At 65.7% G+C, this 23,060-nt stretch carries 23 protein-coding genes and 1 tRNA gene; 9 read left to right on the forward strand and 15 right to left on the reverse strand.

The features are described 5' to 3' along the window. The first annotated feature begins 135 nt into the window (after positions 1-135). The 3 genes from NIBR502770_RS18010 (at position 136) to NIBR502770_RS18020 (ending at position 2,580) form a co-directional block, all read left to right on the forward strand. Positions 136-681 carry a peptidylprolyl isomerase gene (locus tag NIBR502770_RS18010; RefSeq protein ID WP_141158792.1) on the forward strand — a complete coding sequence of 182 codons (546 nt, stop codon included), beginning with the start codon at positions 136-138 and terminating at the stop codon, positions 679-681. 9 nt (positions 682-690) lie between these two features. Then, positions 691-1,569, forward strand: coding sequence for a rhomboid family intramembrane serine protease (locus NIBR502770_RS18015; RefSeq protein WP_141182860.1), 879 nt, complete (start codon positions 691-693; stop codon positions 1,567-1,569). A 543-nt stretch (positions 1,570-2,112) separates the two neighbouring features. Next, a complete protein-coding gene (locus NIBR502770_RS18020) occupies positions 2,113-2,580 on the forward strand; it encodes a carboxymuconolactone decarboxylase family protein (RefSeq protein WP_141158790.1) in 468 nt (155 codons plus the stop codon). Between the two features lie 205 nt (positions 2,581-2,785). Here NIBR502770_RS18020 and NIBR502770_RS18025 read toward each other — a convergent pair whose 3' ends face one another. Together NIBR502770_RS18025 and NIBR502770_RS18030 are read right to left on the reverse strand one after the other, a co-directional pair. Then, positions 2,786-3,397: a DNA-3-methyladenine glycosylase I gene (locus NIBR502770_RS18025; protein ID WP_141182861.1), complete on the reverse strand. Its 612-nt coding sequence runs from the start codon at positions 3,395-3,397 to the stop codon at positions 2,786-2,788. Positions 3,398-3,431: 34 nt separating this feature from the next. Next, entirely contained in the window at positions 3,432-3,683 is a 252-nt protein-coding gene (locus NIBR502770_RS18030; RefSeq protein ID WP_141158788.1) for a cell division protein CrgA, read from the reverse strand. Between the two features lie 173 nt (positions 3,684-3,856). Between NIBR502770_RS18030 and NIBR502770_RS18035 the strand changes: the two genes are divergently transcribed. The 3 genes from NIBR502770_RS18035 to NIBR502770_RS18040 are packed head-to-tail and all read left to right on the forward strand — an operon-like array spanning position 3,857 to position 5,462. Beyond that, entirely contained in the window at positions 3,857-4,651 is a 795-nt protein-coding gene (locus tag NIBR502770_RS18035) for a class E sortase (protein WP_141182862.1), read from the forward strand. 2 nt (positions 4,652-4,653) lie between these two features. Beyond that, entirely contained in the window at positions 4,654-4,824 is a 171-nt protein-coding gene (locus NIBR502770_RS21275; RefSeq protein ID WP_168223195.1) for a hypothetical protein, read from the forward strand. After that, entirely contained in the window at positions 4,821-5,462 is a 642-nt protein-coding gene (locus NIBR502770_RS18040; RefSeq protein ID WP_141158786.1) for an aminodeoxychorismate/anthranilate synthase component II, read from the forward strand. Before NIBR502770_RS21275 ends, NIBR502770_RS18040 begins: the two co-directional genes overlap by 4 nt. Positions 5,463-5,490: 28 nt before the next feature. Here the strand turns inward: NIBR502770_RS18040 and pknB are convergent, their stop codons facing one another. Genes pknB through NIBR502770_RS18075 form a run of 7 tightly spaced genes read right to left on the reverse strand, consistent with a single transcriptional unit; the run spans position 5,491 to position 14,962 of the window. Further along, positions 5,491-7,464, reverse strand: coding sequence for a Stk1 family PASTA domain-containing Ser/Thr kinase (pknB, locus tag NIBR502770_RS18045; RefSeq protein WP_168223196.1), 1,974 nt, complete (start codon positions 7,462-7,464; stop codon positions 5,491-5,493). A gap of 15 nt (positions 7,465-7,479) precedes the next feature. After that, positions 7,480-9,210: a protein kinase gene (locus NIBR502770_RS18050; RefSeq protein ID WP_141182863.1), complete on the reverse strand. Its 1,731-nt coding sequence runs from the start codon at positions 9,208-9,210 to the stop codon at positions 7,480-7,482. After that, a complete protein-coding gene (locus NIBR502770_RS18055; RefSeq protein ID WP_141182864.1) occupies positions 9,207-10,667 on the reverse strand; it encodes a penicillin-binding protein 2 in 1,461 nt (486 codons plus the stop codon). Before NIBR502770_RS18055 ends, NIBR502770_RS18050 begins: the two co-directional genes overlap by 4 nt. Then, complete coding sequence (locus tag NIBR502770_RS18060) at positions 10,664-12,052, reverse strand: FtsW/RodA/SpoVE family cell cycle protein (protein WP_141158782.1); 1,389 nt, start codon at positions 12,050-12,052, stop codon at positions 10,664-10,666. The genes NIBR502770_RS18055 and NIBR502770_RS18060 overlap by 4 nt, the downstream gene beginning before the upstream one ends. Then, positions 12,049-13,740: a PP2C family serine/threonine-protein phosphatase gene (locus NIBR502770_RS18065; RefSeq protein WP_141182865.1), complete on the reverse strand. Its 1,692-nt coding sequence runs from the start codon at positions 13,738-13,740 to the stop codon at positions 12,049-12,051. Before NIBR502770_RS18065 ends, NIBR502770_RS18060 begins: the two co-directional genes overlap by 4 nt. A 2-nt stretch (positions 13,741-13,742) precedes the next feature. Continuing rightward, entirely contained in the window at positions 13,743-14,225 is a 483-nt protein-coding gene (locus tag NIBR502770_RS18070; protein ID WP_141158780.1) for an FHA domain-containing protein, read from the reverse strand. Beyond that, positions 14,222-14,962: a DUF3662 and FHA domain-containing protein gene (locus NIBR502770_RS18075; protein ID WP_141158779.1), complete on the reverse strand. Its 741-nt coding sequence runs from the start codon at positions 14,960-14,962 to the stop codon at positions 14,222-14,224. Before NIBR502770_RS18075 ends, NIBR502770_RS18070 begins: the two co-directional genes overlap by 4 nt. 395 nt (positions 14,963-15,357) lie before the next feature. Here NIBR502770_RS18075 and NIBR502770_RS18080 point away from each other — a divergent pair. Further along, positions 15,358-15,440 (forward strand) — tRNA-Leu (locus NIBR502770_RS18080). Positions 15,441-15,547: 107 nt separating this feature from the next. On the opposite strand, the gene NIBR502770_RS18085 is transcribed toward NIBR502770_RS18080, so the two are convergent. From NIBR502770_RS18085 to NIBR502770_RS18100, 4 genes are all read right to left on the reverse strand, one after another. Continuing rightward, the gene (locus NIBR502770_RS18085) at positions 15,548-16,279 is read right to left on the reverse strand and encodes a FadR/GntR family transcriptional regulator (RefSeq protein ID WP_141158778.1); all 732 of its coding nucleotides are present in this window, start codon (positions 16,277-16,279) and stop codon (positions 15,548-15,550) included. A 23-nt stretch (positions 16,280-16,302) separates the two neighbouring features. Further along, complete coding sequence (locus NIBR502770_RS18090; RefSeq protein WP_141182866.1) at positions 16,303-17,430, reverse strand: mandelate racemase/muconate lactonizing enzyme family protein; 1,128 nt, start codon at positions 17,428-17,430, stop codon at positions 16,303-16,305. Between the two features lie 93 nt (positions 17,431-17,523). Beyond that, a complete protein-coding gene (locus tag NIBR502770_RS18095; protein ID WP_246857311.1) occupies positions 17,524-18,747 on the reverse strand; it encodes an MFS transporter in 1,224 nt (407 codons plus the stop codon). Positions 18,748-18,858: 111 nt separating this feature from the next. Then, positions 18,859-19,587: a TetR/AcrR family transcriptional regulator gene (locus NIBR502770_RS18100; protein ID WP_246857312.1), complete on the reverse strand. Its 729-nt coding sequence runs from the start codon at positions 19,585-19,587 to the stop codon at positions 18,859-18,861. A gap of 137 nt (positions 19,588-19,724) precedes the next feature. Between NIBR502770_RS18100 and NIBR502770_RS18105 the strand changes: the two genes are divergently transcribed. Further along, on the forward strand, positions 19,725-21,116 hold the full coding sequence (locus tag NIBR502770_RS18105) for an NAD(P)/FAD-dependent oxidoreductase (protein WP_141183493.1): 1,392 nt from the start codon (positions 19,725-19,727) through the stop codon (positions 21,114-21,116). A gap of 66 nt (positions 21,117-21,182) precedes the next feature. Continuing rightward, the gene (locus tag NIBR502770_RS18110; RefSeq protein WP_141158775.1) at positions 21,183-21,665 is read left to right on the forward strand and encodes a pyridoxamine 5'-phosphate oxidase family protein; all 483 of its coding nucleotides are present in this window, start codon (positions 21,183-21,185) and stop codon (positions 21,663-21,665) included. Between the two features lie 21 nt (positions 21,666-21,686). Here NIBR502770_RS18110 and NIBR502770_RS18115 read toward each other — a convergent pair whose 3' ends face one another. Both NIBR502770_RS18115 and NIBR502770_RS18120 read right to left on the reverse strand, forming a co-directional pair. Beyond that, positions 21,687-22,295, reverse strand: a complete 609-nt coding sequence (locus NIBR502770_RS18115) for a hypothetical protein (RefSeq protein ID WP_141182867.1) — start codon at positions 22,293-22,295, stop codon at positions 21,687-21,689. A 60-nt stretch (positions 22,296-22,355) separates the two neighbouring features. Next, a complete protein-coding gene (locus tag NIBR502770_RS18120) occupies positions 22,356-22,982 on the reverse strand; it encodes a hypothetical protein (RefSeq protein ID WP_141182868.1) in 627 nt (208 codons plus the stop codon). Positions 22,983-23,060: the final 78 nt, after the last annotated feature.

The following is a 23,060-nucleotide window of genomic DNA, read 5'->3' on the forward strand; positions in this document are numbered from 1 at the left end:
TGACGGTTCTGTCGCTAGCCTACGTGTCCAGATCACCACGGGCTATTCACTCTGCGGATTTTAGGGCGATTTCACCCAGCGCGGAACTGCCCCCGCGGCCATGGCTGCCCCGAACCGGCATGGGAGAATCGACCTATGACTGCAATCGCAACCGCAAAAGCAACCATCCACACCAGCCTCGGCGACATCGTGGTTAACCTCTTCGGCAACCACGCGCCCAAGACGGTCAAGAACTTCGTGGGCCTTTCCACCGGCGAGCAGGCCTGGACCCACCCGGAAACCGGCGAGGACAAGACCGGCACGCCGCTTTACAACGGAACCATCTTCCACCGCATCATCAAGGACTTCATGATCCAGGCCGGCGATCCCCTGGGCCGTGGAACCGGTGGTCCGGGCTACCGTTTTGACGACGAGATCCACCCCGAGCTGAGCTTCAACCAGCCCTACAAGCTGGCCATGGCCAACGCCGGCATCCAGATGGGCAAGGGCACCAACGGTTCACAGTTCTTCATCACCACCATTCCCACGGACTGGCTCCAGGGCAAGCACACCATCTTTGGTGAAGTTGCCGACGAGGAATCCAAGAAGGTTGTCGACGCCATCGAGGGTGTCCGCACCGGCATGGGCGACCGCCCGGTTGAGGACGTCACCATCAACAGCATCGACATCGAACAGCTGTAACGCGGCACCATGAGCTACGGAATTCCGTCGGCCGAGCCGTCCGCCCAGGTCCCGGTCTGCCCCCGGCACCCGGACCGGCCCTCCTACGTACGGTGCCAGCGCTGCGGGCGCCCGGCATGCCCGGACTGCCAGCGGGCGGCCGCCGTCGGATTCCAATGCGTTGACTGCGTCAACGAAACAAAACGTACGACGCCGGAGGTGCGGTCGGTCTACGGCGGCGCCGCAGCCACCGGGAAGCCTTTGGTGACGTTCGGCATCATCGCAGCGTGCGTAGCCGTCTACGCCCTGCAAATGCTCATTCCTGGCGACTGGGTCTACAAGCAGTTTGCCTACAACAATATTTTTGTCGCCCCGCAGTACGGCGCCTTCGAGCCATGGCGGATGGTGACGTCAGCCTTCCTCCACTCCCCGGACTCCTTTCTACACATCCTCCTGAACATGTACACGCTGTGGATCTTTGGGCAGGCACTGGAACCGGTCCTGGGCCGGGCCCGCTTCCTTGCGGTGTACTTGATCTCCGCCCTTGGCGGCTCGGTGGGGTACCTGCTGCTAAACCCTGTGCTGGTTCCCGGCCAGGGCCTGGTGGGGCTGGTCGGCGCTTCAGGTGCCATCTTTGGCCTCTTCGGTGCCATGTTGCTGGTTCAACGCCAGCGGGGCGGCGATACACGGCAGCTCTGGGTCCTGATTGCCATCAACGGCGTCATTGGCTTCCTGATCCCCCACATCGCCTGGCAGGCCCACCTGGGCGGCCTCATTACCGGTGGTCTCTGTGCCGCTGTCCTTGCCTACACGCCGCGGGGACGCCGCCAGGGCCTCCTCCAGGCACTCGGCTTGGCCGCCGTGGTGGTGCTGCTCGCCGCAGTGAGCTGGGCACGGGTGACGCTCTAACCCTTTTCGGCCTGCGGACAAACACTATGCCCCCGTCACCCTCCGGTGACGGGGGCATTCGTGTTTTCCACAGCGTTTATCCACAGTGTTGGTAACTTACATAGCTGTAGTTCATGTGCTGGATCGGCTACTCCCGGCGATCCTCATCCATTACGAGGCGTACCGGGCACCCTTTCTCCACATCTGTGGATAACCTGTGGGGATATTGCTGTGCGTAAGTGGATAAGACGCCACTTTCGGGCGCGCCTGTGGATAAACCGGCGGGAAAGTGGCCGGCAGGAGGCGGTGCACACCCTGTGCGGGACGTTATCGACAGCGGTATCCACACTGTTAATAAGTGACAGCACTGTTGTTTGGGCCGGGAGTGAGCCCGCCGGAGTAAGGCTGGAGTCCCCAGGAGAGCCGAGTGTCCACGAAGTTTCCCACATCTGTGGATAACTTGTGGGTATCGCGTTGTTGGTAAGTGGACAACCGACCCCAGTGCCGGACGGCCGCCAGCCTATGATGGTGGCCTGCCAAGCCGTTCAACCGACAAGGACTCCCGTGAGCGCCACCGAACACCTGTACCTGGACAAACAGCATCCGGCCCTCTGGAGAGCCATCAGCGGGTTGGGACTGAAGGTCCAGGAAGCAGCAGAAGAGGCCGGACTGGGCCGGGGCCTGGTGGAACTCCTGAATGTGCGCATTTCCCAGCTCAACGGCTGCGCGTATTGCTTGGACCTCCATGTCCGGAAGGCCGCCGAGGCCGGTGAAACCCCGCAGCGGCTCGCGGTCCTGCCCGCATGGCGTGAAACGGCACTCTTCACCGACCAGGAGCGCGCCGCCCTGGCCTTGGTGGAAAGCATTACAGAACTCCCGGACGAACGGTCACGGGAGCACGCGGAGGCTTATGCGCGGGAGCGGCTCAGCGCCGCGGAGTTTTCGGCCGTGAGTTGGCTTGCCGTGACCATGAATGCCTTCAACCGGGTGTCCATCACCAGCCACCACCCGGTGCGGCGGGACCGCCCATAGTTCCGGCCGGCCGGCGTCCCTCCACTCGCGCCCTGCACTTTTCCACAGGTATTCCACACTGTTAATAACCACATCTGGCCGGCAGGTTTCCCGGAACAGGCCCTGCAGGGCGGTGCAGCGGAATCAGTTTCGGTCGAAGGGGGAGGTTTTCCCCATTGTGGATAACCTTCCCAACAGCTGGGGATAACAGCCTGTGCCAGTGCCTTTAGGCCTCAATGGGCCACACGCCGGAAGATCCCCGGCGGTGACTTTGCAGGAGGTGGGTGTCCACCATGCCGATGGCTTCCATCAGGGCGAACATGGTGGTGGGGCCTACGAAGGAGAATCCGCGCTTTCGAAGCGCCTTGGACAGGGCCACCGATTCTTCTGATTGGGTCGGAATATCGGTTATTGCCTGTGGCTTGGGCGTGCTGGCCGGACGGAAGCTCCACACGAAGTCCACCAGTCCGCCGTCGTTCCTGAGCTCCTGGGTTGCTTGGGCGTTCTTCACCGCCGCCAGGATCTTCAGCCTGTTCCGGATGATGCCGGGGTCCTGCATCAGCCGCTCCACCTCCGGGGCGCCAAAAAGCGCCACGGCATCCGGATCAAAGCCGGCGAAGGCCGCGCGGAAGGCCGGCCGCTTTCGCAGGATGGTGGCCCAGGAAAGACCCGCCTGGAAACCCTCAAGGCAAATCCGCTCGTAGAGGCCCTGCTCGTCGGTAACGGGCAGCCCCCATTCCTGGTCGTAATATTCGCGCATCAGCGGATCCGTGGCAGCCCAGGCAGGCCGCGCCAGGCCATCCTCGCCAACGATCACGCCGGTGGAATCCGGAGCCAGTGGAGTCCTCCTTGGAACAGTTCCGCAGCAGGGGCTAGGAGCGCCAGCGGGTGGTCATCAGGAACCCGACGATGGCGATGCCGAAGCCTGCAACGATGTTCCAGGACTGCCAGGCCTGGACCGGGAACCGTCCCTCGCTGATGTAGAACGTGATGATCCAGAAGAGACCGATGATCATGAGGCCGAACATGACCGGCTTGAACCATACGGGGTTGGGCTTGTAGGCCTGCGGTGATGCCGGCTGGGCGGTGCTGGCGGTCTTCCTGCGAGGCTTTGACTCGGGCACTGGCTCTCCTTGGCGGACTGGGCAAGCTCGGCGGCCCGGGCTTGGTATCCTGCAAGAAGGAAATTGCCAGCGGTCTGCGCGATCTTGGTCAAATCTGGATTCTTACTAGCAGCCAATTCTAGCCGCAGTTGATGGGCAGCCGGTGCCCAGGGTAAACGCCCGGAGGAGAACGCGTGGTATTGCAGGAGAAGGCGGGGACCGCCACCGCGCCCGCATCCCGTCGAGCCCTCCTGCCCGGCATTATCTCGGTGCTCGGTGAACTGTTGATCACCGTTGGCGTCATCCTCCTGCTTTTTGTGGCGTGGCAGTTGTGGTGGACCAATGTTGAGTCCGACGCCAAACAGAGCCAGGTCATCAAGGAATTCGCCCAGGACCTGGGCACCGCAGCCCCCGCTCCCTCGGCCTCAGCACCGGCGTCGCCTCCTGCCGCCGGGGAGGACTTTGGAAAGCCCGTGGTGGGCACGGCTCCCGGCCACGCCGGCACCATCGGCATTATGTACATCCCCAGGTTCGGTCCCACCTACACCCGTCCGATCGTCCAGGGGACAAGCCAGGACGTCCTGGACACCCTGGGCCTTGGCCACTACAGCAACACCGCCATGCCCGGCGCCGTCGGCAACTTCGCGGTGGCCGGCCACCGCCAAACACATGGAGCCGTGCTGGACAACATCCACACACTGGTCCCGGGTGACAAGATCTACGTCCAGACCAAAGACGGTTTCTACGTCTACGTCTTCCGGAACAACCAGATCGTGATGCCGTCCCGCACCGATGTCCTGGAACCGGTTCCCACCCAGCCGGGTGCCGCGCCGACTGAAAGCTACCTCACCATGACCAGCTGCAACCCCCGCTTCGGAGCGGAAGAACGCATCATCGCCTACGCCCTGCTGGACAGCTGGCGGCCCCTGGCGGCAGGACCACCGGCTGAGATCGCGGCCCAGGTGGCAGCAGCCACCGGAAGGAGCTGACCGTGTACGCCTGGATCTTCCGCCACCTCCCCGGGCCGCTGTGGCTCAGGATCTTCATCTCGCTGGCACTGGTATTCCTTGCCCTGGTCCTGATGGTCCAGTTCCTGTTCCCCTGGATGTCCCATTTCACCCCGTTCACCGACTCAACGATTGGTTCCGCAGACCAGCCATGACCACAACCAAGATCCTTGTAGTGGATAACTACGACAGCTTCGTCTACACCCTGGTGGGCTACCTCCAGGAACTCGGCGCCGAGACCACGGTGGTCCGCAACGACGACGTCACGCTCGCCGAGGCCATCGAACTGGCCAGCACCCGTGACGGCGTCCTCATTTCGCCCGGTCCCGGAAACCCCGCCGAGGCGGGAGTCTGCATCGAGCTGATCAAGTGGTGCGGTGAAAACAGCGTTCCCATGTTCGGCGTGTGCCTGGGCCACCAGGCGCTGGCGGAGGCTTTCGGCGGCAAGGTGACCCATGCCCCTGAACTCATGCACGGCAAAACGTCCAAGGTGGAGCACATCGGCACCAGCGTCTTTGCCGGGCTCCCCTCCCCCGTCACGGCCACCCGCTACCACTCGCTGGCCGCGGTCCGGGAATCCATCCCCGACGTCCTGGAAATCACGGCGCAGACCGCGTCCGGGGTGGTCATGGGGCTGCAGCACCGGACAGCACCATTGTGCGGGGTACAGTTCCACCCGGAATCGGTACTCACCGAGGGCGGGTACCAGATGCTCGGCAACTGGCTCGAATCGCTGGGCATGAAGGGCGCCGCTGCCCGGGCAGCGAAACTGAGCCCGCTGATCCAGCAGTAGCCGGAGCTGCCGGACCGGCCAGGACGCGTCAGCCCTTCTTGGTGGGTTTGGGCGTCGGTGTTGGCGTGGGGGTGGCGGTTTCCGTTGGCGCGGGCGGTGGCGGCGGAGGCGGCGGTGCCTTGGCCACCACGACAGTGATGGTCTTCCCCTGCGGTACGGCAGCGTTGGCCGGGTCGCTTTGGTCCGTGACCTTGCCGGGCTCCACCTGGGAGTTTTCCACCTCAACCACCGACGGCACCAGGCCGAGCTCCTTCAGTGCTGCCTCGGCTTCGTCACGCATCAGGCCCCGCAGTTCCGGGACCACTACCTTTCCGGTGGACACGATCAGCTCCACGCTGGTGCCGACACCGACGCTTTGCCCGGGGGCCGGGTTGGAGGTGATGACGATTCCTGCCGGAACCGTGGCGCTGTTGGCGGTGGTGGTCGAGGGGGCGCCCACCAGCCCCACCTGGCGGAGGATGTCCCGCGCCGCTGCCTCGGTCTTGCCGGGGAGGCTGTCAGGGATCTTCACCGAACTGGGGCCGTCCGAAACGTTGAGGATGACCTCAGCTCCAGGATCCAGCGAACCGCCCGCCGCGGGGTCCGTCCCGATCGCGGTTCCCTTGGGCACTGTGTCGTTTGCGGACCGTGCGATCCGCGGCCGCAGGCCGGCGTTGTACAGCTCCTGCAGTGCGGCGGTTTCCGTCATGGACGCCACCGCCGGGATGGACACCTTGGGCGGCGCAGGAGCGGGCCGGTTGACCGTTTGGTACAGCCATAATCCGCCGCCGGCGAGGATCAGGAGGGTGAAGATCACCAGGGTGGCGATCCAGGCACGACGCTGGGACTTCTGCCGTGTGCTTTGCTCACGTTCCGTAGCGAGGCCCAGCGGGAGCGCGCCGGCCCCATACGCGTCCGCCCCGTGCTCATCGGCCAGTTCCAGCGGAGCCGCCGCTCCGCCGTCGTCATGGTACAGGTTGGTGGCAGCCAGCCGCCCGGTGGGGGCATCGTCGAGGAAGCTTGCCCCTGTGGCGGCGAACGCCTCGGTGGGTGGCGGCGCCTGCGGAACGTGGTCATTGGGATCGGTGGGCGCCTCTGACGCCGCCACGGCCGGCACGGGAACACCGGCTTTGGCAGCGCGCAAGGCGCGCCGGAAGGCCGCCGCGTCCTGGAACCTGTCGGCCCGGTTCTTTTGCAGGGCCGTGGCGAGGACGGTGTCCAGCGCCGGGGACACATCCGGATTGAGGCTGCTGGCCGGTTCCGGGATTTCGCGGACATGCTGGTAAGCCACGGAAACCGGGCTGTCCCCGATGAACGGCGGCCGCGAGGTGAGCATTTCGTAGAGCAGGCACGCAGCGGAATAGAGGTCGCTGCGGGCATCCACCGTCTCGCCCCGGGCCTGTTCCGGCGAGAGGTACTGGGCGGTTCCCACCACAGCCTGGGTCTGGGTCATGGTGGCGGAGGAATCGGCGATGGCGCGGGCAATGCCGAAGTCCATCACCTTAACTGAGTCGCTGCCCGGGCAGTACATCACGTTGGCGGGTTTGATGTCCCGGTGCACGATGCCGGCCTTGTGGCTGTACTCAAGGGCTGCCAGGACGCCCAGGCAGTAGTCGATGGCCTGGCTGATGCTGACCTCGTTGGCGCGGATCAATTCACGCAGGGTCCTGCCGTCAACGTATTCCATGACGATGTACGGCACCCGTACGTCCTCGGCGGAACCGTCATGGACCACATGCTCGCCGGTATCAAAGATGGCCACGATGGACGGGTGGTTCAGGGCGGCCACCGCTTGCGCTTCACGCTTGAAGCGTGCCTGGAACTGCGGATCCCGTGCCATGTCCGGCCGCAGCAGCTTGACGGCAACGGTCCTGCCCAGGCGGGTGTCCGTGCCCTTGTAGACATCCGCCATGCCGCCCCGGCCAATGAGGTTACCCAGTTCGTAGCGACCGTTCAGGACACGCCGGTTATCCACCGGAAGGCTGTCCTCCCGGTGCAACGGTGTGCGTGGCGACTCATTCACTGGCTGGTCCCGAGATCAGGGTGCGCAGGTAGGGGGCGTCCCGGGCGTTTGGCCGGCCGCGCAGGTTGCCAGGGGCGAGATGGGCGTCGGTCCAGCCACGGGCGCGGACGACGTGGGGGCAGGGGTCGGTGCTGCGGTGGTGGGCGCAGGGCTGGGAGCGGTCGCGTAGACGACGGTGATCAGCGAACCCTTGGGCACCGTTCCGGTGGGGTTGAGTTCCAGCACCGTTCCGGGCGTCTCCGTGCTGCTCTCCTGCGGAACGACGGTCACCTGCAGCCCCATGCCGGCAAGCGCAGCCTGGACCTGCCGGTAGTCCTTGCCGAGGTACGCCGCCGGAATGACGTTGACGGTGGCCTGGGTGGGCTGCGTGGTGGGGGTTGGTGTTGGAGTGTTGCGCGTCGGCGTCGGTGTAGCCGACTGGGTGGTCCGCGTGGGGGTCGCGGACGACGGCGGTGCGCTGCTGGCAGTGGCGCTGGAGCTGGGGTTCCCGGCCGGCGAGAAGAGTCCTGCCTGGTTCAGGAGGAAGCCCACCAGGGCGAAGAGCAGCAACAGGATCAAGGCGACCAGAGGCCAGGTCCAGGGGCTGCGGCCCTTGCGCCGGGGCTCATCGGAGGGCCCGTCGTCGTACGTTTCCTCCTCCTGGTCCCAGTTCCGCTCGGCAGCCAAGGCGTTGGCGCGGGCCAGCGGGCCCTGCGCACGCTCCCCGCCATCCGCGGATGCACCGTGGGCGCCGGCAGCCATGGCTGCGGCCGCACCTGCTGCGCCCGCACCCATCACCGGCAGTGCCGACGTGGCGGTGGGCGCAGAATCCCGCTGCGTGCCAATCACGCCGGTGGGGGCGGTGGCGGTGTCAACAGGAGCCGTGATGGGTCCCGTCGCCGCATCGAAAAGCAGCATGCCGGGCACCGCGGCGCGGGCGGCACCGACGTCGCCGTTGCGGATGGCCTCCGCTGCTTCGGCGAGCTTGATGGCGTTCGCCGGCCGGTCCTTGGGGTCCTTGGCCAGCATGGACATCAGGAGCGCCCGGACCGGCGCGGGCAGGCTTTCAGGAAGCGGCGGCGGGGCGTCGTTCACCTGGGCCAGGGCAATGGCGATCTGGGATTCACCCGAGAACGGGCGGTGGCCGCTGAGGCACTCGTAGCCAATGACGCCGAGGGAGTAGATGTCCGAGGAACCGGTGGCGGTCTGTCCCGTTGCCTGCTCGGGCGCGAGGTACTGGGCGGTTCCCATGACCTGCCCGGTCTGGGTGAGCGGCACCTGGTCGGCGAGTCGGGCGATGCCGAAGTCGGTGACCTTGACCCTCCCGTCGGGGGTGATCAGGAGGTTGCCGGGCTTGACGTCGCGGTGGACCAGGCCCTGGGCGTGCGCGACGGCCAGGGCGCGGGCGGTCTGCGCGATGATCGACAGCGTACGGTCCGGCGAAAGCACCTGTTCGTGTTCAATGATGCTGCTCAGCGGCTGGCCCGGGACCAGCTCCATGACCAGGTAGGCCGAGCCCTCCTCTTCGCCGTAGTCGAAGACGTTGGCAATGCCGACGTGGTTCAGCAGCGCGGTGTGGCGTGCCTCAGCGCGGAACCGCTGGAGGAAGCCGGGGTCACCGGTGTACTCCTCCTTCAGCACCTTAATGGCGACGATGCGGCCCAGGACGAGGTCTTTGGCCTTCCACACTTCCCCCATGCCGCCGATCGCAATCCGCGTGGTCAGCTGGAATCTGCCGCCGAGGGTGATTCCCGTTGTAGGCCTCACTTATTCAACACCGCCTCAAAAATCTTCTTCGCGTTGGGACTGGTCAGCTTTGCTCCCGCGTAGATGTCTACGCCTTCCATGACGATCGTGACGCTGACCTTCGGGTTGTCAGCAGGGGCGAACCCGGTAAACCACGAATTGTTGGTTCCGTTTCCGAGTTCGGCGGTGCCGGTCTTGCCTGCGACCTGGACGCCCGGGACGGCGGCGCCCTTGGCAATCCCGTCAGTCACCACGCTGGTCATCCATTCGGTGATCTGCTTGGCGATTTCCGGGGTGGTGGACGTCCTGAGCTGCGAGGGCTGCGGCTCGTCAATGACGCGCAGGTCCGGGGACCGGAGGGTCTTGACGAGGCTTGGCGCCATCTGGGCGCCGCCGTTGGCGATGGCGTTCGTCATCATGTTGACCTGCAGCGGCGTGACCCGGACATCCTTCTGGCCGATGGCGGACTGGGCGAGCCCGGGCTTGTCCAGGTTGTCAGGGAACCCGTTTCCCGCTGCGTGGCCCAGCTTCAGCAGGCCTCCCACGTCTTCGCCGAACCCGAACTTCTTGGCCTGGGCGGCGATGGCGTCGCGGCCTAGGTCCAGGGCGATGCTGGCGAACGGCGTATTGCAGGACTGCTGCAGGGCGAAGGCGAAGCTGGCGGTGTCCCTGGTGTAGCAGTTGCCCCCGGCGTAGTTGGGCAGCTTGTACTGGATGCCGTCAAAGGGCATCTCCGCAGGGTTCGGCAGGACGCTGTCCTTGTTGTACTTCCCCGACGCCAAGGCCGCGGCCGTATCCACGAGCTTGAAGACCGAACCCGGGGCGAGGAGTTCGCCGGTGGGACCACTGACGTTCTGGTTCAGGTTGATGCCAGGGACCTTGACCAACTCGTTGATGTTGGCCCGTTCCGCGGCTGCGTCCTGCGTGGCCACCAGGTTGGGGTTGTAGGAAGGCTTGGACGCCATCGCCAGGATGGCACCGGTCTTGGGGTTGGTGACCACGATCGAACCGCGCTGGCCGTCCGGGATCAGGCTGTAGGCAAGCTGCTGGATCTGCGGATCGATGGTGAGTTCCACCGACGCGCCCTTGGGCTGGTTTCCCAGGAAGAGCTGGCCCACCCGGTCAAGGAAGAGCTGGTCGGAGTTCCCTGCCAGCTCGGCGCCCATGGTCTGCTCGAGGCCCGTGGCTCCGTAATTCTTCGAGAAGTAGCCGGTGATGCCGGCGTAGAGTTCCGGCTGCGGATAGGTCCGCTGGAATTTGCACGTCTCCGAACCGGTTTCCGCCGACTCAGCCACGGGAGTGCCGCCCACGATGATGGAACCGCGGTCGTTGCAGTAGTTCTGCAGGATGGCGCGCTGGTTCAGCGGATTGGTCTTGAGGTCGTCGGCGCCCACCACCTGCACATAACTGATGGCGCCGAAGAGCAGCGCAAACATGGCAACTGCCGCTACCCATGAGTGTCGAATTGCCTGGTTCATGCCTGCTTCACCGCCTCGGTTGGAGTGTCAATGCCGTTTGCCGCCGCCGCGCCGGCGGGTGGGAGCGGGGTTGTATCCACCGGCCCGCGGGCAGCGTGGGAAATCAACAGGAGCAGCCCCACGATGATCCAGTTGGCCAGGAGGGACGAGCCGCCCGCCGCCAGGAACGGGGTGGTAAGCCCGGTCAGGGGAATGAGGCGCGTGACGCCGCCGATCACCACGAAGCACTGGAGGGCCACGGCGAGGGACAGGCCGCAGGCGAGGAGCTTTCCGAACGCGTCGCGGGTGCCCAGGGCTGCCCGGAAACCGCGCGTGACGAACAGCAGGTAGAGCAGCACGATGGCGAACAGCCCGATCAGTCCCAGTTCTTCGCCCAGCGAGGCGATGATCATGTCGCTGTTGGCGAACGGGACCAGGTCCGGACGGCCCTGGCCAAGGCCGGTACCCACCAGGCCGCCGTTGGCCATGCCGAACAGGCCCTCGATGACTTGCCGGCTGCCGTTCTCATAGACATCGGGGGAGAAGGCGTTGAGCCAGCCGTAGACGCGCTGCTGCACATGGGAAAAGACCTGTGCCGCCACGAAGCCGCCGCCCAGGATCAGCGCCAGTCCGATCACCACCCAGCTGATCCGGCTGGTGGCCACGTAGATCATCACGATGAACAGGCCGAAGAACAGCAGGGACGAGCCCAGGTCGCGCTGGAACACCAGCACACCGATACTGACCAGCCAGGCCGTGACCATGGGCCCCATGTCCTTGAACCGCGGGAACTGCATGGGGCCGATCTTGCGGCCCGCAAGCAGGATCAGGTCACGGTTGGACGAAAGATACCCGGCAAAGAATATAGCCAGCGTAATCTTGGCGACCTCGCCCGGCTGGAACGTCATCGAGCCGAACCGGATCCACACCCGGGCGCCCAGGATTTCCCCGGCGCTGATTCCCGGGACAAGCGGCAGGATCAGCAAAAGAGCCGAAGCCGCCAGCGAAATGAAGGTGAACCGCCGGAGGATGCGGTGGTCCTTGAGGAAGAACACCACGGCGATGGCCACGGCCATGGCAATGAGGGTCCACCGGAGCTGGTTGTTCCCCGTGTCCTCGCCGGGAGCGTCCAGGCGGTGGATCATCGCCAGGCCCAAGCCGTTCAGTGCGATCACAATCGGGAGTATTACTGGATCGGCATATTTCGCCCGGAAACGCAGGACGCCGTGGAAAACGAGCGCGGCCACTGCCAGGAGGCTCGACTGGAACCAGAAGTCGGAGTCGAAGGCCTTTTCCTGGTCCACGCCTACCATCATGTTGGCGCCGATGCCCACGGCGAGGGCCACCAGCAGCAACGCCAGTTCGACGTTGCGGCGAGGCTTGGGCATGGTGCTTACCTGGCTCATTTGGCCGCCTCGCAGGTGATGGTCGGAGTGGGTGAGGGGGACGGGGCCGGCGGTGCAGGGGCAGGTGCGGACGCATCGGTTGCCGGCGGCGGGGCTGCCGCGGTGGCCGGAGGAGCGCTGCCCGGGGCCGGTGTCGGGGAAGCGGACACCTTGGGGCATTCCTCCTCGGGGGACGTGGTCCCGGTCAGCTCCAGGTTCTTGACGATGCGCTGTGCGTCGTACAGGTCATTGGCAGGGACCGTCTGGCGGACCCGCTGCTGCGAGAAGGGTGGAAGGGAATCCATCCGGATGTCCGTCACCGCTTCAAGGGAGGACAGCTGGATGGGACCCAGCCGCTGGGACACGCCGTTGTAGATGGCCACGCGGGAATCGAACTCGCCCACGTAGTACCGGGTCTGGGTCCAGGCGTAGCCGAGCCAGAGGCCCACTGCCACCACAACCAGTACGGCGGCCGCGATGGACCAGGTCAGCCAGCGGCGCGGACGCAGCGCCGGCAGCGCGTCCTCTCCGTCCGCCGGTTCCGCCTTGTGGGTGAGGAGCGTGGCGGCCCGGCGGGCCACGGTCCGGCCTGCCACCGTGGGGATGGAGCCGGACTCCGCGGCAGCAGCGGCGGCTCCCACCAGCTCGTGGGGGCGGGAGGCGAGTTCCTCCCGCAGGACCTCGGCAGAGAGGTGTTCACCAAGATGGGGGTCGGTGCTGCCGGACTCGGCCTGAGGGGCGTTGGCGGCGTTGCCATCTTGCGGTTCCTTGGCTGGCCCGGAGCCGGGAGTGGCATCCCCGGGTTTGGAGGCGTGGGTTTCCTTGGGCTCGTCCGCGGCGGCTGCCGTTGCGGCGGCGGGAACGCCCTCTGCCGCGGCAGCGGGCTTGCTGCCCTGCACCGGCGGGATGATTTCGACGGCGGCCGTGCTGACGTCGTCGGGCGTTTCCTCCACGATGTCCACCACGACCACGGTGACGTTGTCAGGGGAACCGGCCTCAAGGGTCAACTCAACAAGGGTTTCGGCGCATTCATGCAGGTTGTGGGTTTCGCGGACCGTCCGCTCCACGGCATGCGCGGCAACGTAGTTCAGGCCGTCGGAGCACAGCAGCCAGCGGTCCCCGGGCCGGGCATCGAGGGTGTCCAGGTCCAGTTCGGGGCTGGCGTCGACATCGCCAAGGACGCGCATGAGGACGTTCTTGTGGGGGTGCGTTTCGGCTTCTTCAGGCCGCAGCCGGCCTTCGTCGATAAGCCGCTGGACGAAGGTGTGGTCCACGCTGACCTGCTTGAATTCACCGTCGCGGAGCCGGTAAGCGCGTGAATCGCCGATGTGGGCGAAGTGCAGCTTGCCGTTGGCCAGCAGGAGGGCGGTGACGGTGGTACCCATGCCCGCAAGCTTCGGGTTGATGTGCACCAGCTCGGAGAGGAGGGAATTGGCGGTCTGGATCTCGTCCGCCAGGACCGTTCCGGCATCGTCACCATGGTCCGGGCTGTCCAGGTGGATCATGTCCAGGACGGTTGCGGCCGAGGCGACGTCGCCGCCCGCATGTCCTCCCATGCCGTCCGCGACGACGGCAAGGTGCCGGCCGGCGTAGGCGGAATCGTCATTCTTGGCACGTATCCGGCCAACATCCGACCGCGCGGCGAAGCGCATGATGAGAGGCCGCTGCGCCGGACTGGAGCCGGTTGCGGGGTTTTCGGGAACGGCCACGGTTACGGCCTCAATTCAATGACCGTCTTGCCGATCCTCACGGGTACCCCTGGCTCGACAGGCAGGGCACGGGTAAGTTGCTGGTCTCCCAGGTAGGTTCCGTTGGTGGAACCAAGATCCTCGATGAACCAGCGGCTTCCCTGGGGGAAGAGCCTGGCATGGCGGCCGGAGGCGTAATCGTCCTCGAGGACCAGGGTGGCTTCCTGCGCGCGTCCCAGCAGGATGGGGCTCGCTGCCAGAGGGAGGGTCCTGCCCTTGAGCGGTCCTTCCAGCACCACCAGCTGCCGGGCCTGCTGTTTCACGGGCTGCGGAGGCGTTTCGGCCAGTTCGGGGTTACGCCGGAGCTGGCGGGCTGTGGGTGCGCCAGCTGCAGCCTTGCGGCCCAGCATCAGGTCCCGGCGCATGGCGGAGACGATGCTGAAGATCAGGACCCAAAGGAGGAGCAGGAAACCGAACCGCAGCGCGGTGATGGTGAGGTCGCTCATGCGTGGCCACCCTGGTTGGCAGGAAGCAGGCGGAAGATGATCTTTGTCCGTCCCATCGTGATGGTGGAGCCGTCAGTGAGTTCGGTGCTTCCGGAGACCTTTTGGCCGTTGACATAGCTGCCGTTGGTGGACCCCAGGTCAACGGCGCTGGTGACTCCGTTCTCCGTGCGGATCTCCAGGTGGCGCCGCGAAACCCCCGTGTCTTCGATGAGGATGTCTGCCTCGGATGACCGGCCCAGGACGATGGACGGGGCGTTCAGCGAGTAGCGCTGCCCGTCAATATCCAGAACCGGCTGGAGCCTGACCGGCTGCCGGCTCGGAGCCGCCGGGACATTGGGCCTGGACTGGGCGGCGCCGGAACCCTGGGACTTCTCTGTCGAGGAAGCGATTTCGAAGTCGCCGGCCCGGAGTTCCGCGTCGCGGCGGAACGAGATGCGGACGGGACCCTGGAGGGTGTAGCCCTGGCTGCGGACGTGGTTGATGACGACGTCGCAGAGTTCTTCAGCCAGGGGCGTGCCCCATTCCTGCGCCCTGCCGAAGTCATCGTCACTGAGCTGGACGTCGAAGACATTGGGCACCAACGTGCGTCCGGCGGCCACGGTGAGGGCCTTGTGGTCCACCTCGCGGCGGAGCCGGCTGGCGATCTCCACCGGCTCGACCTGGGCTTTGGAACCGGTGGAGAAGACGCCGCGGACGGCCTTTTCAATGCCACGTTCAACCTTGTCCAGCAGGCCCATGGTGCTTCTCCTTTCCCCCCGGCTCCGGGGCAGTAGTTGTTGCCGGCCATCATCTGCGGGGCACCCCACCGCTGTGCGGGGATGCCCGCCGGAAGTGGCCACTCCTACATCCGATACTAATGGCCAGCCCTGCGAATGACCTTAATCAACAACGGCCGGGCGCCGGCAAAAGTTCGGAAGGGTGGTTGTCCTTGGCGGCTGTGGGGCGGCCATCCCGCTGCGGTTGCCGTCCGGGAATTACCTGCTTCAACGCGTTTTAATTGCGGTCCAGGTGGCTTACGGGAGGGCGGCGTTCGGCCGATTGGTAATTTGCGGCATCTGTCCGTTATGCTTGATCTCGCTGCTTTTACGAGGCGCGGAACGGGAAACCGAAACGGCCGAGTGGAGGAAATTGCGCGCGAGTGGCGGAACGGCAGACGCGCTGGCTTCAGGTGCCAGTGTCCGAAAGGGCGTGGGGGTTCAAATCCCCCCTCGCGCACGCAACAGAAGAGCCCCGGTCTTAGGACCGGGGGTCTTCTGCGTTCCTGGCCAATCATGGGCTGGTTCGCGAATCCGTCCCTATATCGACCGGATGCGCGAACAACCCTAGGAGTCCGACGGCGAAGCGTCCTGCCGTGTGGACAGGCGTGCCGAAGCCTTGAACCGGCGTCGTGAGTTGGCCAGGTGGCTGCGCATCGCTGCCGCCGCGGCAGCTTCGTCGCCATCGGTGATCGCCTCAAGGATGGACCGGTGCTCCTGGACCACCTGGTCGAAATGGTCCCGGGCGTAATGCTCGACGCCGGTCATCAGGCGGGTCCGCGGCATGGCAATCATTGTTTGCCCCAGCGCAGCCAGGCAATCGGAGTAATAGGGGTTGCCGGAGGCTGCCGCCACCGCCCGGTGGAATTCGAAATCCGATTTCATGGCATGGGCGGGGTGGCCTGCGCTTTCGGTGAAGGCCTCCAGTGCCGTGCCGACCGCCCGCAGCTGCCTGTCCGTACGGTTCCGGGCAGCCAGGGCGGCCGCTTCGGTCTCAACACCCATACGGAAAGCCAGCAGGTGCAGCCTGTCCTCCGTGGTGGCCACAGGCCGGACACCCGGCACTGCCAGCGGGCCGTCCGACGGCGGCGTGAGCGCGAAGCTGCCCCGTCCCCGTTCGGTTTCCACGAGACCTTCGGCCTGGAGGCGCGTCAGGGCTGCGCGGACTACCGTCCGGCTAACGCCGAACTCACTGATCAGGGTGTTTTCACTGGGCAGCTTCCCACCCGGCTGGATCACGCCGTCAACGATGCGGGTGCGAAGGTCAGCGGCGAGGTCCGCGGTGAGGTTCCGGCTCATGGCTCAAGGTTACGGCGTCGGGGTTAGGCGCCGAATTCCACGCTCTCAGTGGTCCAGGCACGGGCCTGCCCGCTGAGGGTGACGCCGAGGCCGGGGCGGTCCGGGACGATCATGCGCCCGTCCTTGGTTTCGAGGCGCTCGTTGAACAGCGGATCCAACCAGTCGAAGTGCTCCACCCACGGCTCGCGCGGATAGGCAGCAGCAAGGTGCAAATGGATTTCCATGGCGAAGTGCGGGGCCAGCCCCAGGCCGCGCTCATCCGCCAGGGCAGCAAGGCGGAGGAACTGGGTGATGCCGCCGACGCGGGGGGCATCCGGCTGGATGATGTCACAGCCGTCGGCGGCAATGAGGCCCTTGTGTTCGGCCACGGACGCGAGCATCTCGCCGGTGGCGATGGGAGTGTCCAGCACCTGTGCCAGGTGGGCATGGCCCTCAAAGTCGTAGGCGTCCAGGGGCTCCTCGATCCAGATGAGGTTGAACTCCTCGAGCCTGCGGCCCATGCGCAGGGCCGTGGCGCGGTCCCACTGCTGGTTGGCGTCCACCATCAGCGGGACATCCCAGCCGATGTGTTCCCGGATGCCGGCCACGCGGCGGAGGTCCTCGGCAGAATCGGGCAGGCCCACCTTGATTTTGATGCCGCCGATGCCTTCCTCGATGGACTGCGTGGCGCGTGCTTTGACCTCGTCCAGGGTGGCGTTCAGGAAACCGCCCGAGGTGTTGTAGGTCCGCACGGAGTCCCGGTAGGAGCCGAGGAACTTTGCCAGCGGCAGGCCGGCGCGCCTCGCTTTGAGATCGTACAAAGCGATGTCGACGGCGGCGAGGGCCTGGGTGGCGACGCCTGAGCGTCCCACGGATGCGCCTGCCCAAAGCAGCTTGGTGTAGATCCTGGCGATGTCATTCGGGTCTTCCCCGATGAGGCCTTCGGCAACTTCCTTGGCGTGCGCATACTGGGCCCGTCCGCCGGCCCGCTTGGAATAGCTGAAGCCAATCCCTGAATGGCCCAGTTCGCTGGTGATCTCGGCGAACAGGAAGACTACCTCGGTCATGGGCTTCTGCCGGCCGGTGAAGACCTTGGCGTCACTGATGGGAACGGCAAGGGGGAGTCGGGCGGTGGACAGCTTCACGTGCCGGATCAGGTCGACAGTGCTCATGGATTCTCCTAGTGGCGGCGCGGGGCTCCTTCGCCCACCAACAAAGGATACAAGTACATAACTTGTATTACAAGAAGTGCCGAATGGGCCAGGTCAGGCCTTCGGAGCCGTCCCACGCGACAGTCCAATGAGGATGAGCGCCGCGAAAGCCGCGACGGCGCAGATGCCGAACACGCCCTGGTATCCAAGGCCGAGGCCCGGGCCGGCCGCGATGATCACACCGGAGACAATCGCTCCGATGCGCCTGGTGTTGGTGAACAAACCGGACGCGAGCCCGGGCCCAGGGATAAGGTCCTGGAACAAGGTCAGTCCAATGCCTGCAACGGTTCCAAAGAACCAAGCGTTGAGCGGTTGGACGGCGATCAGCAGCACGGGTCCCGTCAATACGGTCATGGCAGCGTAATAGGCCACGCCGGCAACGCAGCCGGTCGCGAGGATTGCCTGGCTTGAGGACCGGCGGCTCAGCCTTCCGATAATCAGCAGTGCAGGAATCTCCAGCAGGGCGGAGATTCCCAGCGCGACGCCTGACCATATCAGCGGGAGCCCGAGGCGTTCGGTGACGAAGAGGCTCATGACCGATACCGCAGCACTGTTGGTCGCCTGCAGTGCCACGAAACCGCTGACAATGAGGACAACGGCCGTGCGGCTGACCGGTTGCCCGGTGGCGTGGAGCGTCGGATCCGGGTCCGGATCCATACTCTTTGCTGCGCGTCGCTTGGCGATCATGCCCGCGGTGGTGGCCATGTTGAGGAAGGCGATGACGGCCAGCACCGGAAGGATCGCACGGTTTCCCAGGGCGGCCATGATGAACGTGGCCAGCGGCGGCCCCGCTACCCAGGCGAAGGACACGATGGCGCGCGTGTTGATCACCTCGGAAGGGGCAGCCTTGGCATGCTTCATATCGGCGAACAGGAGGGACACTCCGACGCCCGCGGGACCGCCGAGGACGACGAGGGCCACCACCGCAACGGGGAGGGCTGTGGTTATGGCGAGGGTACCGGCGAGGGCCAGGGTAAGGGTTCCACACACCAGGAGGGGCCGGAGGTAGTCCTTCCTCCTGTCGGCCCACGACGGTATGCCCAGCGCCGCGACGAACCCACTGGCGTTGTACACGCCGAGGACCCATCCGACATCGGCCGGGCCGGCGTCGTACAAACCGACGAGCAACAGTGCGAGGACGGGGTTCAGCAGAGCGAATTGCAGGCCCCAGCACAGCGCGGCGGACGACGTCAGCAGCGGAGTGGCGGCGGCAGGCGCAGTGGATGCCACGCCCCGCTGCGCATGGGGCCCGGCCGGGTGGTCTTGTCCTGTCCGCACGTCTTCTCCTATTTTGGCGAAACGTTCCTTCGCCCCACGCCATAGTAGGAAGGTGCAGCCCCACGAGGGAGGGAATGCTGATACCTGCCTCGGCGCGCCAAATCGTGCATCTCAGCGCCGCAGCGCGGCCAGGCCGGAGACCAGTGCGTCCAGGCCCAGTTGAAAGGCGGTATCCGCCTGCCGGCCATGGTCGCGGTGGCCGGCTTCGGGGTGCCTGGAGGACGCCTCGGGCGCCGCGGACGAGCTTTGGACGGCGGCAGTGAAGTACGGCGTGGAACCGGCCATGGACCCGGAATCGAAGATGTCCTCCGGGGCCGTAACGTCGTACGCGGAGCCGAAAATAAAGGACTCCAGCGCCACTATGGCAGGAATGATGCGCTCCTGCGGGAATCCGGCGTCCGAAAATCCCTTGCTGACGGTCTCGTACATGGCGAGGGTCTGCGGGGCGTCTGTTACCGGCAGCACTGCAATAACCGGAATGAGCGGAGTGTGTTCGGCGAAGACGTCCCGATAGCTCCATGCCCAGGTGTGCACGGCATCTTCCCAGCTGCCGCCCTCAAAGCCTGAGACGTCCACCAGCGACATCAGGTGATCCTCCACCAACAGCAGCACGTCCTGTTTGGATGCCACGTGGTTGTAGAGGGCGGAGGGTGCCACATCCAGCACCCTGGCGAGGGCGGCCATGGTCAGTCCGTCGTATCCCTTGCGTCCGACCAGCTCCAGCGCGGCCGTTGTGATCCCTGCCTTGTCCAGCACTGCCGCCGAGGGCCGGCCTGCCCGCCTCCTCGGCGCTCCGCCATTGCTGGTGGAGCGCCCCTGTGCGGCTGATACTGCCGGCATTCCTGCCCTTTCCGTCGTCGTCCCCTGCATTATTCCATTCAGCACTTCCCCTGCCGGCAGGCACGGGCTATAGTTCCTACTAAATGAATGACATTCATTTAGTGGTCCCCGTCACCTGGGGCCGCAGAGAGGACATCATGCTGAACCTGAACCGCGACGTTGTGGTCGTTGGAGCCGGGCCGTCCGGACTCACCGCCGCCCGCGAACTGAAGAAGGCCGGACTCACGGTCGCCGTGCTTGAGGCCCGCGACAGGGTGGGCGGCCGCACCTGGACCGACACCGTGAACGGAGCCATGCTCGAGATCGGCGGCCAGTGGGTCTCCCCGGACCAGACCGCCCTCCTGGAACTGCTCCAGGAACTGGGCCTGGAGACCTACCCGCGCTACCGCGAAGGCGAATCCATCTACATCGGCGCGGACGGTACACCCGTGCGCTACACGGGTGACACCTTTCCCGTGGACCCGGACACCGCCGTCGAAATGGACCGGCTGGTGGCATTGCTGGATGGCCTCGCCGCGGAGGTTGGACCCACGCAACCCTGGGCCCACCCCAAGGCGCGTGAACTGGACACGATCTCCTTCCATCACTGGCTCCGCCGGAACTCTGCCAACGAGGAAGCCTGCAGGAACATTGGCCTGTTCATCGCCGGCGGGATGCTCACCAAGCCGTCACACTCCTTCTCTGCCCTGCAGGCGGTCCTGATGGCCGCTTCGGCCGGCTCCTTCACCCACCTGACTGACGAGGATTTCATCCTGGACCGCCGCGTGGTTGGTGGGATGCAGCAGGTGTCCCTGTTGCAGGCGCAGGAACTGGGTGACGACGTCATCCTCAGTTCGCCGGTCCGCACCATCAACTGGGAGCCGGATGGGGACGGCGGCCACCGCGTCACCGTCGAATCGGACCGTGCCACGGTCAACGCCCGCTTCGTCATCATGGCCGTGCCGCCCAACCTTTACTCCCGCGTCTCCTTCAACCCGCCGCTGCCGCGCCGGCAGCACCAGATGCACCAGCACCAGTCCCTGGGCCTGGTCATCAAGGTGCACGCCGTCTACAGCACTCCGTTCTGGCGGGAAAAGGGACTCTCCGGCACCGGCTTCGGCGCGGATGCCCTGGTCCAGGAGGTGTACGACAATACGAACTTCGATGACCAGCGGGGCACCCTGGTGGGCTTCGTGTCCGATGAAAAGGCCGATGCCGTTTTCGAGTTGAGCGCAGAGGACCGCAGGAAGGCCATCCTGGAATCCATTGCGGGCTACCTGGGCGAGGAGGCCCTCACTCCTGACGTCTACTACGAGTCCGACTGGGGCTCCGAGGAATGGACCCGTGGCGCCTACGCCGCCAGCTATGACCTTGGAGGCCTCCACCGCTACGGCAGGGACCAGCATGCCCCGGTCGGCCCGATCTACTGGTCCTCGTCGGACCTTGCGGCGGAAGGCTACCAGCACGTGGACGGCGCCATCCGCACGGGCCGCATCACGGCCGCGCGCATCGCCGAGGTGGCCAAAGTTCCGGTGGCATCCGGCTGGTAAATAAGCATGCTTACTAATAGGCTGGCGGCGGGGACTTTCCCCTACTTTCGACGAACGAGGTGAGGCATGACTGACGCGCAGAGCATCAGCAAGGTTACTGAGATCATCAACGATTCCAAGATCGGTATGGTCACCACCATCAACGAAGAAGGCGCCCTCGTCAGCCGCCCGCTGGCCGTCCAGGAGGTTAAGGACGACGGCGACATGTGGTTCTTCACCGGGCTCGGCACCTCGCAGGTTGCCCATGTCCGGGCTGATCCCCGCGTCAACGTCGCCTTCGGCAAGAACACCGAATGGGTTTCCGTTGCAGGGACCGCCGAGGTGGTCACCGACCGCGCCAAGATCCACGAGATGTGGAACCAGGTTGTCGAAGCATGGTTCCCGGACGGTCCGGACACCCCCGAGGTCTGCCTCCTCCGGGTGGACTCGGATTCGGCGGAGTACTGGACCAGTCCGGGCGGCACTGCCGCAACGGTCCTGCAGTGGGTCAAGTCCAAGGTGACGAACAGCCGCATGAGCGTTGGCGAAAGCGGCACCGTGGAGCTGTAACGCCGGCTTTGGGCGGGGCGGCTACTGCTGCTCCGCCCTTTTCAATGCCTTTAGGACGGCCGGCAGCAGCACGTCATTGCGTCCCCACACGGGATCCAGGATCTCCACGTACCAGGAATCAGCGAGCAGGAGGGCCAGCGAATCGTTGGTCTCCCCGGCCCAATCCTGGATCTGCCCGTCCGTCACGGGATTCTCGCTGGAGCCCAGCACCGTGGCGATCTCCGTTCCCGCAACGGTCACCGCAATGGCGGCGCTGCTTGCTTCGCCCGGGGCGTGGGCAACGGTGACCAGTTCAGTCCGGGTGGACAGCGCCAGCAAGCCGCGCGCGGTTTCGGCGCCGCAGAATCCGGTCACGTACTGGCGCTGCGCGGCACCATCGCCAAGGATGCCCGGCTGGGACTCCTTGGTGAACAGCCCGTTGCGGTTCAGCTCCGCCAGCGCGGCGGCGATGGGTTTGGTCTCTGCGTCAAAGACTGCGGCGAAATGTCCAGGCTGGTATGAACTTCCACCTTCCAGCCACCGGGCCGTCAGCTCACCGGCAGCCTCCAGCGTGGTGGCTTGGCGCCAGACTCCCCGGTCTTCCAGGAGCCGGCCGTACTGGTCATGGGCAGGCAGTTCCTCAGGCTTCATCCTGGGATGCTATCGCCGGGCCTCGGAAGCAATCCAACCCCTTCGACACAGCAGTTAACGTCAGCCGGCCCGCTCGGCCGGCAGGGCTGCAGGAATTCCGGCCGCCCGTTCGGCGGCTGCCAGCGAGGCGGCCAGGCTTCCGACGGCGGCCGGGTAGCCCGTGTGCGAGGCTGTCCGCAGCTGGTCCGCGGTCCGCATGGCCTTGATCAGTGCGGACGTTTCCGGCAGCCGCACGTCGGTCAGGGCCGGATAGTCGATGCTAAAGCCGGGATCCAGTTCGTAACGCTGCCACCGGTGCATCAGCTCCTCATGCTGGATCCGGGCCGCTTGATGGGCGGAGAGCCGCTCCCTGTGCTCCCGTCGGCCGGCGCGCCACGCCAGGATCCGGGGGCTGCCCCGGTATGCGGCGATGCCGGAGGCGGCCGCTGCCGCGGCCAGAACCAATCCCGCCCATGGCGACACCAGGGACGGGATCACGAGCGCAGGAAGGGCCACGCAGGACCCGAGGAAAAAGTCCCAAAACAGCTGGTCGGGCGCCTGAGCTGCGTCGCTTGCAGGCGCCAGGGACCGGCGTCGTACAACGAACACGGTGGCTGCGACGGTGGCAACCAGCACCGGACCGCACAGCAGGACCGCCCATGCACCGTGAAGCAGCCCCTGGTTCAGGGACTCCGCCAAGATCGACATCCTGTACCTCCCGCGCCCGCCATTCCCCACTAAGCCATGGCCCCGGCCGGAAAGCCCGGGCTGGTCTTTCCATTGGAC

This window comes from Pseudarthrobacter sp. NIBRBAC000502770 (assembly GCF_006517815.1).
In the GTDB taxonomy this organism is placed as follows: domain Bacteria; phylum Actinomycetota; class Actinomycetes; order Actinomycetales; family Micrococcaceae; genus Arthrobacter; species Arthrobacter niigatensis.